Raw genomic sequence first — 15,325 nt, 5'->3', positions numbered from 1 at the left:
GGCATGATTGAAGCTATAGTAAATTCTCAAAAAGATTTTTTTAAAACTGGTAAAACCAAAACTATTGCCTACAGAAAGCAATTACTAAAACAACTTCAATCAGAAATAATTAACCAAGAAGATCTTATTGTTAAAGCGCTTTATGACGATTTTAAAAAACCAGAATTTGAATCTGTCATAACAGAAACCGCTATTGTTTTACAAGACTTAAAACGTACAATAAATAATATAAACAAATGGGCAAAACCAAAACGTGTATTTCCTAGCTTATTAAATTTTCCTTCATCAGACTATTTATATTCTGAACCTTACGGAACAGTTTTAATTATCGCACCATGGAATTATCCTTACCAACTAGCTTTAGCTCCATTAATTGGTGCTGTAGCAGCAGGAAATACTGTAGTGCTAAAACCAAGTGAGTTAACACCTAATACATCAGCTTTACTTACAAAAATTATAAAAAATGTTTTTCCACCAGAATTTGTAACCGTGGTTGAAGGTGGTGTAGATACTTCTACCAAACTACTAAATCAAGTTTGGGATTATATTTTCTTTACAGGTAGCGTTGGTGTAGGTAAAATTGTAGCTAAAGCAGCTGCACCTAATCTAACACCTATAACTTTAGAATTAGGAGGAAAAAATCCTTGTATTATTGATAAAACTGCTAATATAGAACTAACTGTAAAACGTATTGTTTGGGGTAAGTTTATTAATGCTGGTCAAACCTGTATTGCTCCAGATTACATTTTAATTGATGCGTCTATTAAGAATAAGTTTTATGAAGTTTTAAAAGATGAACTTATTACTATCTATACCAAAAACCCTGAAAAATCTTCAGATTTTGCTCGTATAATTAATAAGAAAAACTTCAATCGACTATCAGAAATGCTAACAAATGAAAACTGCATGATTGGTGGAAAAACTAATGCAGAAGACCTTTATATTTCTCCAACAATAATTGATGAACCTTCATTAAACAGTAAAGTGATGGAAGATGAAATATTTGGTCCTATTTTACCTGTTATTTCATTTAAAAATTTAAATGAAGTTCATAAAATTATAAACCGCTATCCAAAACCATTAAGCCTTTATGTATTTAGTACAAATACTACACAAGCCAAAAAATTAATTAAAGAATTTTCTTTTGGTGGTGGTTGTATTAATGATACTGTTGTTCACTTTGCAAATCATAAATTACCTTTTGGAGGTGTTGGCAATAGTGGTATTGGCGCTTATCACGGAAAGTATACTTTTGATACTTTTAGCCATAAAAAAGCTATTGTAAAAAAAGCAAATTGGCTAGATATTCCCTTGCGATACGCACCTTATTCTGGTAAATTAAAAAAATTAAAATCTTTACTAAAATGGCTCTAAAGTATCGTGTTTGTAAGGATAAAGTAGTTCTAAAGTAACACCATCACCTGGTTGAGATAATAATTGATATTCCATATTAATTAATTCTGCTCTACTTTGCATATTTAATAATCCTGCACCTTTATTAACTGTGCTCATATCAAAACCTACACCATCATCTTTAGCTATAATCTTTAGGTGATTTTCTTGATAATCTAAAATAACAGATAGGTTTTTTGCTTCAGAATACTTAACGGTATTAGAAAAGAACTCTTGAAGAATTCTAAAAATAATTATCTCGTGTTTTTTATTTTCAAATTCTACTATATCTCCTTTTACATTAAGCTCTGCACTAGCAAACTTCATCTTTTTAAGGCGATCTAATTCATTACTAATAGACTTTTCAAAACCTATATTTAAAATAACTTCATTATTTAATGATCTAGAAAGCATGCGTACTTCTTTTAGACTTTCTTTTACAGTATCTGAAGCATCTTTAAATGAATTTAAAACGTCATCATTATCTAATTTTGTCTTCAAAATATTAAGTTGCATACTAGCTGCTGCTAGTAATTGACCAACATTATCATGAAGTTCCCAACCAATATTTTTTAAAGTTTGTTCTTGTATTTCGGTTTGCGCATTGGATAATTCTTTTTCAAATGCTTGTTTCTGCTTAATTTTATCTATCAAAAGCTTATTTTTTCTTTTTTGAAATACTATAAAAAATAAGATTACTAAAGATGTAATTGCTATTAAAACAAATATCATGTAGATAAGCAAATATCTTTCTGCAGCTGTTGATGTTGCTGGATCTTTTAATAATAAAATTATAAAATTACTCATTGACTTTTTCTGGTTTAGATATTAGTAGCCCTACAGCAAATACAATATACATCATAAAATTTAAGGACAGAAAAACCTGCCATTTTAAAAGAATATATTTCCAATCACTATTAACCATATAAACGTCATAAAATGTTAAAGGTGTAACTACAATCCACCAAAAAAATAGTCCGACTGTTATATAAAAATAAACTGATTTGTAAAAATTTATAATCTTATCTGTTAACAATAATTCTATCAAATAAAGCACACAAGATGTTAAGACCAATATACCTGCTAAAATAGATATTATAGGCGGTATTTGACTAAAAAACAAGTCTGGATTTATTAGCAAATATATAACTGCAGATAAAAAATAAGCTACAGTTAAATATTTTAAAAACAGTTTAAATCTGATGTTTTCTAAAATTTTCTGATAGAATATGGATATAGATATTACAACACCTATTAAATAGGTTAAGGTAAACCACCAATAGTTAACTTTAAAAATAGAATTAAGTATAGGTTTTAAAAAATCAAAAGTATTATAATAATTAGAATAGCTTCCAATAAGTTCTATAAAAAAACTAAACCAAATAATTTTAATAAAAAAAGTAGCTGGTGTTCCTTTATATTTTTTGTACGTAATAATTCCAGCAATAACTGCTACTAACTCAACAAAATAAGTTAGGTATGAATAATTTTCAATAAAAAACTTTTCCAAAGCTCTTAATTTGGGTAACCGTGTCCTGGAGGAATTCCGTTGTGTCCCATATCTAAAGCATCTGCATTTGAGATATCTTTAGGAGGAGAAGATCTTGTATCTCCTTCTTGAGTTGGTACCATAAATATAGTTGTTAAACCTCCATCACCAAAAGTTGTGTTAACTCCTAAATATAAACGTATCCCGTTAGCGTTTAAAGAATCTTGAGCATAATTAACATAATACTCCATATCTTCTATAGAATACCAAGACGATCGGTTTTCTTCTCCTTTATAAGCTACAGAGTCGTTTACTGCTTTTCTATAAGTAGTCCAATTATCACTTAAATCTTGGGCTTGACTTGGAGATATGATTCCTTTTGGTACAACGCTAGTTGGTGGAGCTGTGGTTAATCCAGAAGGACAGAAAAAATAATAAGAAACAAAAGCTCCGATAATTAATCCTATAATTAGGCTAAATAAATTTTTCATTTTTGGTTAGTTTTAATTAATAGCTAATATGTGGTTAAATGTAATAAAAAAAATTTAGTATAATCATTACAGCAATTTAATGCTTATTAGTTTACTACTTAATTATTTTAAGTAGTTGTATCTGGCTCTGATTTAATAAGACCATAACCAAAAGTAAAATACATTAGTATAATAGAAAATACGTTAATCGTTCTTTGTAGTGCTATAAAACTTTCATCATTTGTATTATAGTAGCTTTCAAAAAAATAGATTGGTGTCTGTATTATTGTAAATATTAAGGTTGCAGTTGCTACATAAAAGGGTAATGATTTATAAAATTTAATAATTGAATCGCTATTAATTAACTCTATAAAATAAAGTGAAGTTAATACGACTACCAAAATCATATGAAGCATTGTAATATTTAAAATACTACTGTTAATTAATAGGTCAAACTTGTAAATAAATAGTATAATTTGATATAATATTAAAATTACACTAAAGTACTTGACAACTTTTTTGAAGAAATTTGTTTTTAATATTTTAAAAAAATAAAAAGATAAAAATATAGATACGCCTATATCCCACATTAAGGTATACCACCAAGTATTTTGATAAAAAACGGTGTTTTTTAAGGCTAAGTTAACCCAATTATCATCAGGATAACCTCTTAAAACATGTGGATAAGCTCCTACTGTTTCAACTATATTAACGTAAATTAAAAAATATATAAAAAGCCTAGCAGCATTATCATTTTTATATTTTTTAAACAAAAATATACCAATAATAGCTGCTAAAACTTCTGCACTTTTAAAAAGTAAATCGTAATTTGATTTTATAAAATATATAAAAGAATCCATTAATTATTGAGGATAATTAGCAGGTGGCGGATCGCCTCTTAAGCCTCTATCCATAACTTCTGCACCTTCAATATCAATGTTTTTACCATCCTTTTCTTCTGTAGGAACCATAAAAATAGTCGTCATTCCTTTTGGGTCTTCTTTAGTAGTTTCTACTCCTAAATAAAAACGTACGCCATTAACATTATCGTTATTTTCTTTTATATAGTCTAAAAAGTTTTGTATATCATCTAAAGAGTACCAAGATGATCTATTGTCTGGTTGTCCTGCAGCTGCTTCATTAGCTTTTGCTCTTAAGTTTGTCCAGTTGTCGTTTAATGTCTGTGCTTCTTGAGCAGAGATTATTCCTTGTGGTTTTGGCATTTGGTTAAATTTAGTTTGATTAAGAACTCATTTACTTCATAAAAGTAGGAAAAATTTTGTTAATATTATAAATCAACTACCCCAACCAACCATCACGATCTAAACTTCTATATTGAATTGCTTCACTTATATGATTACCCAAAACGGTTTCGCTTTGCTCTAAATCGGCAATAGTTCTGGCTACTTTTAAAATTCTGTCATAAGCTCTAGCCGAAAGATTTAATCGCTCCATTGCTGTTTTTAAAAGCTGAAGTGAAGCATCGTCCAACTTACAATATTTACGTATTTGTTTGGTAGACATCTGCGCATTGTAATGTACATTCTCAAAATCTTTGAAACGTTTTGTCTGAATTTCTCTAGCTTTAGTCACTCGCTTTCTAATATCTACAGAACTCTCTGCTATTTGATCATCAGATAGTTTTTCAAAAGGTACTGGAGTTACTTCAATATGAATATCTATCCTATCCAACAACGGACCAGAAATTTTGCTTAAATACCGTTGCATTTCAGCTGGACTTGAAGTAACAGGCGCATCAGGATCGTTAAAATATCCGCCAGGACTTGGATTCATACTTGCTACCAACATAAACGATGATGGATAAGTCACAGTAAATTTTGCTCGAGAAATGGTTACTTCTCTATCCTCCAAAGGTTGACGCATTACTTCTAAAACTTCTCTTTTAAATTCTGGCAACTCGTCTAAAAACAACACACCATTATGACTTAAAGAAATTTCTCCTGGTTGCGGATAACTTCCACCACCAACTAAGGCGACATTTGATATCGTATGATGCGGACTTCTAAATGGTCTTTGCGACATTAATCCTGTGTCTTTTACACGACCAACGACACTGTGTATTTTTGTGGTTTCTAAAGCTTCGTGTAAAGTCATTGGTGGCAAAATGCTAGGCAAACGCTTGGCTAACATAGTTTTTCCAGCACCTGGTGGACCAATTAAAATAATGTTATGTCCGCCAGCTGCAGCAATTTCCATGCAACGTTTAATACTTTCTTGTCCTTTAACGTCTGCAAAATCAAACTCTGGGAAGTCTAGATTTTTTTCAAATTCTTTTCTGGTATCAATTTTAACTTGTTGCAATGCTTCACCTTTATCAAAAAAGTTAATTACTTCTTTAATATTTTCTACACCAAAAACCTCTAAATCGTTTACTATTGCTGCTTCCTTTGCATTTTGCATAGGTAAAATAAATCCTTTGTAACCTTCTTCCCTAGCCTTAATTGCAATAGGCAACGCACCTTTTATAGGTTGTAAATTTCCGTCTAAAGACAACTCGCCCATAATTAAATAACGGTCTAAATCTTCGGCTTTAATTTGTTTAGATGCTGCTAAAATCCCAATAGCTAACGTCAAATCATAAGCAGAGCCTTCTTTACGTAAATCTGCTGGAGACATATTAATGATAATCTTCTTTCCAGGGATTTTATAACCGTTATTTTGTAACGCAGCTGCAATACGATAATTACTTTCTTTTATAGCATTGTCGGGCAGTCCAACAAGATGATAACCTATACCGGTATCTACATTAACTTCTACGGTTACAGTTGTTGCTTCGACACCAAAAACGGCACTTCCAAATACTTTTTTGAGCATAATTAGTTGATTTAGCGTTTCAATTTATATAAATTTTGAATGAAAAGCCATTCGAAGGTTAATTTTTAAACACTTTGTAGATTTTATTGAACACTTAAACATTTTTATTTTTTAAAATAAATGATTTGGATTAAATTCAAGTTAAACAAGTTCTTATCAACCCTTTAAATTCTAAAATTATGAGTTGACACTTTAATACCCCATTCTTGTTACCTACAATAATCTTTAAATTTTTGTATTATGAAATGGATGATATTCATTTTGAGTTTCTCAAAAACTGCTATTGAACTTGTTTTCATTGTTTATGAGAAATTTTTTAAAGACGATAATGATTTATAAAATTTAGAATCATTTATAATTTATCGATTGTTCAACCTTTAAATAAAGACTAGCTTAACGGCTAGTCTTTTTAGTTAACTTTTTTTATTCTCTATTATATTACTTTTAATTAATCTTAAATAATTCCTCAAATTTATACATAATGACCTTTTTTGGTATTTTTTCGTCATTATCTCTCAGCTTCTTAATTTGTATATCATCAAGTAAAACAGCTTCAATAAAAATGTAGTTATCATTCATATATGAAATTTCATATTTATTTTTATCTATTCCATATTCATTTGCAATTCTTGAATTTAGATGTTCAATATTTATTAAATTATCAGGAAATGAGTAAACGTTTAACCAAAAAACACCTTTTATAACAAAATAGAAAAAACAATAAAGTGAAATGACTTTGGTTGCATAAAATGGTTGTTTTAAATAATCGAAATATCTTAAATTAAACTCAATAAAATTATCTTCAATAAACTTTATTATTTGTCCACTGAAATAAAAAAAAGGTAAATAAAAAACTGATAAGAAAACTATTAAATATGTTAATGGGTCATTGATATTAACAAAAGTTTTAATAATGTAAAAACAATAATAAATCATCAAAAGAATAATTATAAGAATTAACCCATTAAGTATGTTTATTTTTTTTGTTTCTAATGACTCAATTTTATTTTTAGCAATAAGAAGTATATTGTTAACATATTCAGCAAAAGGAAGTAAAACTGCTAACGCTAATAAAATAATAAGTAATAAAGGAATGAGTAATGTTAACCCATCAGATATTAATTGTTTAAAAGAGAAGAACCTTAGGTATTCAACACCTACCCCTATTAACCCCATAAATTGCCATAAAATACCAATTACTGTAGGAATTAAAATTAATAAATAGATATATTTTTTTATTAAATCAAAGTTCTTTTCTACTACTCTATTTAACGTTTGTTCGGTTGGTTTATCGATTTTTTCCATTTTATTAGTTTAAATAAATATAACCAAGAGATTATTCTTGGCTTTATTATAACAATTATTATGCAATATTAACTCATTCTATCAATTGCATCTTCTACATTTCCAACAGCACTTTCTAAATCACTTAATCTACTAAGTAACTGTATCTAATCTATCACAGACATCACTAGAATCATAAGTTGGGTCTGCAATTCGCTCAAGATGTGAATTAATAGACTCTAAAAAGTCTAACATATCATTTGCTTGTTCTTCGGTCATAATTTTTAATTTATTGATTAACAAAAACTAATATATAAAAAAGGTTAATGAAAAATCATTCAACTTTTAATTATTTAAAAATTGAAAACCACATTCACTCTAAAAAAATAAATTCTGTACTTTCGTTTTATTCAATTCAATGTAAATGAAAAACACTCAAAAATTTGGATTGGTTTTAGGACCTATCGTTTTTGTACTCCTACTATTATTTTTTAAACCTGAAGGTTTATCTACAGAAGGTCGTGCTGTATTAGCTGCTACAGCTTGGATTGCTATTTGGTGGATTACAGAAGCAATACCAATTGCGGTAACTGCGTTATTGCCAATTGCACTTTTCCCATTGTCTGGCGGACTTAATTTAAGTGATACTACAAGTGCTTTTGGACATAAATTTGTGTTTTTATATTTAGGCGGTTTTATAATCGCGATTGCTATTGAAAAATGGAATCTTCACAAACGTATTGCCTTAAATATCATTAAAATAATTGGGTTTAATCTAAAACGAATTATCCTTGGTTTTATGCTAGCTACCGCGTTTTTATCTATGTGGATTAGTAATACTGCAACGTCTGTGATGATGCTTCCCATTGGTGTAGCTATCATTTTACAATTAAAAGATAATCCAAATACGCCAGAAGACGAAAACTTAACCTTTGGAAAAGCCTTAATGTTAGCGATTGCTTACAGCGCTTCTATTGGTGGAATTGCCACATTAATTGGTACGCCACCAAATTTAGTGTTAGCTGGAGTAGTTTCAGATATTTATAATTACGAAATTACTTTTTTACAATGGTTTATGTTTGGGTTTCCTATTTCAATTATATTATTATTTATCTGTTGGAAATACCTAACCGAAGTTGCTTTTAAATTTGAAAAGAAAGAATTTTCTGGAGGAAAAGCCGAAGTTAACCGTCAATTAAAAGCTTTAGGCAAAATTAGTTACGAAGAAAAATTGGTCGCTTTTATTTTTGGTTTAACCGCTTTTTTCTGGATTACGCGTTCGTTTTTATTTAAAACTATTTTACCTGCGTTAGATGATACTATTATCGCTATTTCTTTTTCTATCGTATTGTTTTTGTTACCGTCTAAAAAACAAGGAACTAAGTTGTTGAGTTGGGATGATGCAGTGAAAATTCCTTGGGGAATTATTTTATTGTTTGGTGGTGGAATGGCTTTAGCAAAAGGTTTTGAAACTACAGGTTTAGCGAAATGGATTGGCGAACAAATGACCACTTTTGCAGGTGTAACAACCATCATTTTACTATTATTATTAATTGCTGCGGTTAATTTTTTAACCGAAATCACATCTAATTTAGCAACAACCGCAATGCTATTACCGGTGTTGGCTCCTATGGCTATTTCAATAGATATTCATCCATTTATATTAATGGTTGGAGCTGCTGTTGCGGCGTCTTGTGCTTTTATGCTACCTGTTGCAACGCCACCAAATGCTGTAGTTTTTGGATCTGGCTATTTACGTATACCAGATATGGTAAAAAAAGGTTTTGTGATGAATTTAGTATCAATTATTTTATTAACCTTGTTTGTTTACTTTATCCTTCCATTGCTTTGGAATATTACAATCGAAGGATTTCCTGACGCTTTTAAACATTAAAATGAATTAGAAATTTGATTTAAAAATGAAATCATTCTAGATTCAGTATAATAAATATTGTTTTTATAATGAAACCCAACGTGTCCACCATATTTTGGTAGTTCTAAAAATAGGTTTGGGTTGTTTTTGGCTTCTTCTATTGGATAACATTCTTTTGATAAAAACGAATCGTTTAGCGCATTAATTAATAACGTTGGTACTGAAATTTGTTTTAAAAACTGAAGACTACTGGATTGCTCATAATAATCGTAAGCATCTTTAAAACCGTGTGCTTTTGAAGTATAAGCATCGTCAAAATCTTTTAAAGTCTTTACCGATTTTATTATGGAATTTGAAATTTTTTCTGGATATAAAACTTGTTTTTCTTTCAGTTTTCGCTTTAAATCTCTTAAAAATTTAATGGAATACATTTTATTATCTAAAGCCATCAAACGCTGTAAAGATCCTTTTAAATAAACTGGTACCGAAACTACAACTGCTGCTTTAATTTGCTTTGGTATATCTTCAGTTTCACCTAAATATTTTAAAATAACGTTTCCGCCTAAACTAAATCCGTTTAAGTAAATTGTATCGTAGTGATAATGCGTTGTAAGGTGTTTAATAACTTCAGATAAATCGTCTGTTTTACCAGAATGATACGACTGAAAACTTTTGTTGACTTCGCCACTACAGCCTCTAAAATTAACACAAACAGCATGCATATTATTTTGGTTAGCTATTTTAGCCGATCCAAGTACGTAATGCCTATTTCCGTTACCTTCTAAACCGTGTAAAACGATTAGTAATTGATTAGTTTTTTTAGTTGAAAAACTCCAATCTAAATCTAAAAAATCTTGATCTGGTAAAACAATACGCTCGCGTTTTTGGTTAACGCCTTTTACCCTACGCCACAATCCTGAATAAATCGTAGCTATATGACCATTACGGAATAGTAAATTGGGTTTGTATGTTGTGTTTAGGATTGGCATTAGGCTTCTAAACTTGTAAACTCAAACTTACTACCATCAAACAAGCCTTTATCACTTAATTTTAAAGCTGGTATAACTAACAATGCCATAAACGATAACGTCATATATGGCGCGTGTAAAGTGGTGCCTAAATCTTTTGCCATTTGGTCCAATTTGGCATAGGCTTTACCAATAGTTTCGGCATTTTGGTCACTCATAATTCCTGCAACTGGTAAAGGTACAACATCTTGTTTTGTGTTAGAGACTGCGCAAATCCCGCCTTTATTTTCAATAATTAAGTTTACTGCTTTACAAATCGCTTCATCATCTACGCCAACAGCAATAATATTATGAGAATCGTGACCAACAGAACTTGCGATAGCGCCTTCTTTTAATCCAAAATTTTTAATAAATGCTATTGCTGGCGTGTCATTTTTATAACGATTAACAACCGTCATTTTTAAAATATCTGTTTGGGTATTAGAGACTAAACTTCCGTTTTCTATTGTAGCTTCTGCTAAGATTTGGTTAGTCACTAACTCGCCATCTAAAGCTTCAATTACTCTAATATTTTTTGCTTGACTTTCAACTTTAAAATCGGAAACCTGCTTCTTCTCTGTGTTGAAATTATTAAGATTTTCAAAATTAATATGAGGCATTAAAGATGTACCGTTATCAAAAACTAATTCGCCATTAATATAGGTTTGTAATGTTTTAAATGCTTTTAAATCTTCAACTACAATAAAATCTGCAGTATCACCTTCATTTAATAATCCAACGTCTAAATTATAATGCTTTACAGGATTTATACATGCTGCTTGTAAGACATTAAATACATCGTTACCTTTTGCGACTGCTCTGGCACATAATTTATTTATATGATGCAACAATAAATCGTCTGGATGTTTATCGTCACTGCAAAACATGATGTTTTGATAATGCTTTGGAAGTAAATCTATAAGCGCTTCGAAGTTTTTGGCTGCGCTACCTTCACGAATAAGGACTTTCATTCCTTTTTGAAGTTTCTCTAAGCCTTCTTCGTAGGTAAAACACTCGTGATCGGTTGTTATTCCTGCATTAATGTATTTGGTTAAATCTTCACCACGTAAACCTGGCGCATGACCATCAATAGGTTTGTTATAATGTTTTGCCCATTCTATCTTTTTTAAAACTTCAGAATCATCAAATAAAACGCCAGGATAATTCATCATTTCGGCTAAATATTTAATGTCTGGATTTGCCATTAAGGTTTTTATATCATCAGAATTTATAACAGCTCCAGCCGATTCAAAAGTGGTTGCAGGCACACAACTTGGTGCTCCAAAATTGAATTTAAATGGTGTTTGCTTACCGTTTTCAATCATAAACTCGACACCTTTTACGCCTAACACATTGGCGATTTCATGCGGATCACTAACAGTTGCAACCGTACCATGTTTTACGGCTATTTTGGCAAACTCGCTTGGTACTAACATGGAGCTTTCTATATGAATATGTGCATCTACAAAACCAGGTAAAATGTAGTGTTTTACATTATGTTCTTCTTTTTTAATAGCTTTAATTTTTCCGTTTTCTACTAAGATACTTCCGCTAAAAATTGTTCTATTTTGTATGTCTACTATTTGACCTTGGATTGTTTTCATTCTTATTTATTTATGTCACAAAATTAAACTAAAAAAAATCCTGCATTTGCAGGATTAGTTTTTTATTTCTTGAAGTTTTCAACGCCTTTTTGGAGCCATTCAAAATACTCGTCTGCGTTTGGTGTGTACGCAGTTGTGTGATTTAACAATTCCATATTATGATTTAACAACACATAAAATGGTTGTGAGTTATTTTGAAAGTTTAGCGTTTGTAAGGTCGCCCATTTATCGCCTATCGTTCTAATATTTTTTAAATTTCCGTTAGGTTTTACGTATTTAAATTGCTCTTCTTTTGGCAGTTCTTTACGATCATCTACGTATAATGAAATAATGATATACTCTTCTTTAAGTATTTTATAGATTTTACTCTGACTCCATACTTGTTCTTCCATTTTACGACAATTTACGCAAGCCCAACCTGTAAAGTCTAACATTATTGGTTTGTTAGCTTCTTTGGCTGCAGCAATACCCTCGTCTAAATCTTTATAACAATCTAAACCTAAAGGGCATTCTGAATCTTTTTCATAAATACTATATGAAATTGGTGGCGGAAAACCACTTAACGCTGTTAAGTCCCATGTTGGATTTTTTAGTATTCCTGGTGCTATATAAATAACAAATGAGATGACTAAAACAGCGGTACTAATCCTTAAAAAACTTAACTTTTTTAATGGACTATCATGCGGAAATTTGATTTTCCCTATTAAATAAAGGAACAACCCAATACCTAAAATCACCCATATTGCTAAGAAAATTTCACGTTTTAAAAGTCCCCAATGCGACACTAAATCTGCATTTGATAAAAATTTAAACGCCATAGCTAGTTCTAAAAATCCTAAAACTACTTTAACGCTATTTAACCAACCACCCGATTTTGGTAATGCATTTAACCATTTTGGGAACATTGCAAATAAGGTAAACGGTAATGCTAATGCTAAACCAAAACCTGTCATACCAGCAGTTAATTGCATTGCGCCTCCATCACTTGTTAATGATCCTGCTAATAATGAACCTAAAATTGGTCCCGTACAAGAAAACGAAACAATTGCTAAGGTTAACGCCATAAAGAATATACCTATAAAACCACCTATGCTTGATGATTTTTCGTCCATTTTATTTCCCCAAGACGCTGGTAATGTGATTTCGTAAAAACCAAAAAATGAAAACGCAAAAAAGCCTAAGATTAAAAAGAAGATAATATTAAGCCATACATTGGTTGAAATAGTATTTAAAATTTCTGGATCTAAAGAGTCTAAAAAGTGAAATGGTAAACTTAAAAGCACATAAATTAAAAGGATGAAAAATCCGTATAATATTGCATTTGCAATACCTTTTTGACTGTTTTCTGCGCTTTTTGTGAAGAATGAAACCGTTAAGGGAATCATTGGGAACACACAAGGTGTTAATAATGCTATTAAACCGCCAATAAAACCAAGAATGAAAATACCAAAGTTGGTTTTTTCTTTAACTTCTTCTTGTTTGTAATTGTTCCAACTTGTAATATTTAAATCTAACTGTCTTGATTTATCTAAATTTTCAGCATCTAGATTTGGCGTATCAAAAGTCTTTTGACTTACTTTTCCTTCTTGTAAGTTAAATGTAACGATTTCACTTTCAAAAATACATCTGGCATCATCACAAGCTTGGTAACTAATTTCGGCTTCAATTTGTGTTATATTGGGATTTTTAAGCTTTATTTTTTGAGTAAAAGTTGCTGCGTTATCAAAATAAGTCAAATCCATTTGAAATACTTTATCAAACTTAGTAATACTCTCGCTTTCTATAGCTTTACCAACTAATTTGAAGTCATTTTTTAAAGCATCTTCATTATAGATAAACTCGGTAGGAATTGCGCCTCCTTCCGGTAAAGTTTGAGAATATAAATGCCAATGATCTTCTATATCTGCTTTGTAAATCAGATTATATTCTGTATCACTAATTTTTTCGACTTCTGTAGACCATTTTACAGGTTCTATTTGAGAAAAAACAGTTTGAATTGAAAACAGTACAATTAAAAAAGCTAATAAATGCTTCATTTTTGATATTTAATTTTTAAAATGTCTTGGGTTTGTTTAGTTAGTTTAAACCTATTATCTGCTCTGTGATTTATCACCCAAACCACTTGGTGATCACTACACAATAGCAAGGTTTTTTGTTTGTCTAGCAAAGATAATTTTTCGTCTTTAAAAAACTTACTTAATTTCTTTTTTCCTTGCATTCCTAATGGGTAAAAATAGTCGCCTTTTTCCCAATGTCTTACAGTTAAAGGATACTTTAACGTTTTTTTATCAATATAAATGGTGGATTTATCTGTTTCGCCTATTTCTTCAACAGACTCTATACATAAAATTCCGTTTGGTAATTTTATTTCGTTTTGATCTTCAAGAATTGTAACTGTTTCATTGTTTTCTTTTGAAGAAATTTCACTTAAAATCAAATAACCTCTATCCTTTAATAGCTGATGCGTTTTAGAAAATACCAACTTTCCGCTTTGCGATTTTAGTAAATTTTTAATGTCTTTCCATTGTGTAAAACCATAATCTTTAAAGATTTCAAATAAATAAGCTTTTGGATTATTTAACGCTTCAAATTCTGAAATTTTATATGAAATTTGGTTATCGTCAATGGTTACAATTGCTTTATTTAAAAAGGAATCTGCAGCACCTTCTACGATAGCTGAACTATCATTTAAATGCGTCAATGTCTTTTGAAAGTTTGCTAAAACATCTGGATTTATGTCTTTTAAAACAGGAATCACATCATGACGCAACTTATTGCGTAAGTATTTTGTAGAGGCATTACTGCTATCTTCTCTCCATTTTAAATGGTTTGTTTTTGCATAATCTTCAATGTCTTCTCTTGAAAATGATAACAACGGTCTAACGATAGTTCCATTAACTTCAGGTATACCTTTTAGACCTTCTAAACCTGTACCGCGTGACAAGTTGATTAGAAAGGTTTCTAAATTATCATCTGCGTGATGCGCTGTTAAAATGTAATCAAAATTTAATTGTTCGGATAGTTCAAAAAACCAATCGTAGCGAAGTTGTCTTGCGGCTAATTGTATGGATAATTTTTCGTTTTTTGCAAAACTTTCTGTGTCAAAATTTTGGATAAATACTTCAACATCTAAGTCTTCTGCAAGCTCTAAAACAAAACTCTCATCGGCGTCACTTTCATTTCCTCTTAAATTGAAATTACAATGTGCCAAAGCAAATTCCAACTTCGCCTCTTTACACAAATGCGTTAAAACCACCGAATCTACGCCGCCAGAAATAGCAATTAACAGCTTACTTTCTTTTAAAAAAGGAAGGTTTTGTTTTATGTGATTTTTGAAAGCTTTTAGCATACTATAAAAGTAATATTAAAAT

The 15,325-nt window shown here is 30.2% G+C and carries 14 protein-coding genes; 2 read left to right on the top strand and 12 right to left on the bottom strand.

Annotation, left to right across the window (positions count from 1 at the left end; all coding sequences use genetic code 11):
- The first annotated feature begins 3 nt into the window (after positions 1-3).
- Positions 4-1,374, top strand: a complete 1,371-nt coding sequence (locus FHS04_RS01395) for an aldehyde dehydrogenase (RefSeq protein ID WP_106678067.1) — start codon at positions 4-6, stop codon at positions 1,372-1,374.
- On the opposite strand, the gene FHS04_RS01390 is transcribed toward FHS04_RS01395, so the two are convergent.
- The 8 genes from FHS04_RS01390 to FHS04_RS14310 all read right to left on the bottom strand — a co-directional run bounded on the left by FHS04_RS01390 (position 1,360) and on the right by FHS04_RS14310 (position 7,749).
- On the bottom strand, positions 1,360-2,199 hold the full coding sequence (locus FHS04_RS01390; protein WP_106678071.1) for a sensor histidine kinase: 840 nt from the start codon (positions 2,197-2,199) through the stop codon (positions 1,360-1,362). The two genes, FHS04_RS01395 and FHS04_RS01390, sit on opposite strands and share 15 nt — an antisense overlap.
- Complete coding sequence (locus FHS04_RS01385; protein ID WP_106678074.1) at positions 2,192-2,902, bottom strand: hypothetical protein; 711 nt, start codon at positions 2,900-2,902, stop codon at positions 2,192-2,194. Before FHS04_RS01385 ends, FHS04_RS01390 begins: the two co-directional genes overlap by 8 nt.
- A gap of 5 nt (positions 2,903-2,907) precedes the next feature.
- The gene (locus FHS04_RS01380) at positions 2,908-3,372 is read right to left on the bottom strand and encodes a hypothetical protein (RefSeq protein WP_106678076.1); all 465 of its coding nucleotides are present in this window, start codon (positions 3,370-3,372) and stop codon (positions 2,908-2,910) included.
- A gap of 107 nt (positions 3,373-3,479) precedes the next feature.
- Positions 3,480-4,211 (bottom strand): hypothetical protein, encoded by a 732-nt coding sequence (locus FHS04_RS01375; RefSeq protein ID WP_027878834.1) that lies wholly within the window; start codon positions 4,209-4,211, stop codon positions 3,480-3,482.
- A gap of 3 nt (positions 4,212-4,214) precedes the next feature.
- The gene (locus FHS04_RS01370; RefSeq protein ID WP_106678078.1) at positions 4,215-4,574 is read right to left on the bottom strand and encodes a hypothetical protein; all 360 of its coding nucleotides are present in this window, start codon (positions 4,572-4,574) and stop codon (positions 4,215-4,217) included.
- 76 nt (positions 4,575-4,650) lie between these two features.
- Positions 4,651-6,186 (bottom strand): YifB family Mg chelatase-like AAA ATPase, encoded by a 1,536-nt coding sequence (locus FHS04_RS01365; RefSeq protein ID WP_027878832.1) that lies wholly within the window; start codon positions 6,184-6,186, stop codon positions 4,651-4,653.
- Positions 6,187-6,630: 444 nt separating this feature from the next.
- Positions 6,631-7,491, bottom strand: coding sequence for a hypothetical protein (locus FHS04_RS01360; protein WP_106678080.1), 861 nt, complete (start codon positions 7,489-7,491; stop codon positions 6,631-6,633).
- Between the two features lie 132 nt (positions 7,492-7,623).
- Positions 7,624-7,749 (bottom strand): hypothetical protein, encoded by a 126-nt coding sequence (locus tag FHS04_RS14310; protein ID WP_260155736.1) that lies wholly within the window; start codon positions 7,747-7,749, stop codon positions 7,624-7,626.
- 145 nt (positions 7,750-7,894) lie between these two features.
- Between FHS04_RS14310 and FHS04_RS01355 the strand changes: the two genes are divergently transcribed.
- Entirely contained in the window at positions 7,895-9,364 is a 1,470-nt protein-coding gene (locus tag FHS04_RS01355; protein WP_106678082.1) for an SLC13 family permease, read from the top strand.
- On the opposite strand, the gene FHS04_RS01350 is transcribed toward FHS04_RS01355, so the two are convergent.
- The 4 genes from FHS04_RS01350 to tilS all read right to left on the bottom strand — a co-directional run bounded on the left by FHS04_RS01350 (position 9,361) and on the right by tilS (position 15,303).
- Positions 9,361-10,332, bottom strand: a complete 972-nt coding sequence (locus tag FHS04_RS01350; RefSeq protein WP_106678084.1) for a YheT family hydrolase — start codon at positions 10,330-10,332, stop codon at positions 9,361-9,363. The genes FHS04_RS01355 and FHS04_RS01350 overlap by 4 nt on opposite strands.
- Entirely contained in the window at positions 10,332-11,954 is a 1,623-nt protein-coding gene (gene ade / locus FHS04_RS01345; protein ID WP_106678086.1) for an adenine deaminase, read from the bottom strand. Before ade ends, FHS04_RS01350 begins: the two co-directional genes overlap by 1 nt.
- 62 nt (positions 11,955-12,016) lie before the next feature.
- Positions 12,017-13,990, bottom strand: coding sequence for a protein-disulfide reductase DsbD family protein (locus FHS04_RS01340; protein ID WP_106678088.1), 1,974 nt, complete (start codon positions 13,988-13,990; stop codon positions 12,017-12,019).
- Positions 13,987-15,303: a tRNA lysidine(34) synthetase TilS gene (tilS, locus tag FHS04_RS01335; protein WP_106678090.1), complete on the bottom strand. Its 1,317-nt coding sequence runs from the start codon at positions 15,301-15,303 to the stop codon at positions 13,987-13,989. Before tilS ends, FHS04_RS01340 begins: the two co-directional genes overlap by 4 nt.
- Between the last annotated feature and the right edge of the window lie 22 nt (positions 15,304-15,325).

Origin of the sequence: Mesoflavibacter zeaxanthinifaciens subsp. sabulilitoris, from assembly GCF_014191595.1 — a bacterium.
Lineage (GTDB): Bacteria > Bacteroidota > Bacteroidia > Flavobacteriales > Flavobacteriaceae > Mesoflavibacter > Mesoflavibacter zeaxanthinifaciens.
This window is presented reverse-complemented; position numbering and strand designations above follow the sequence as displayed.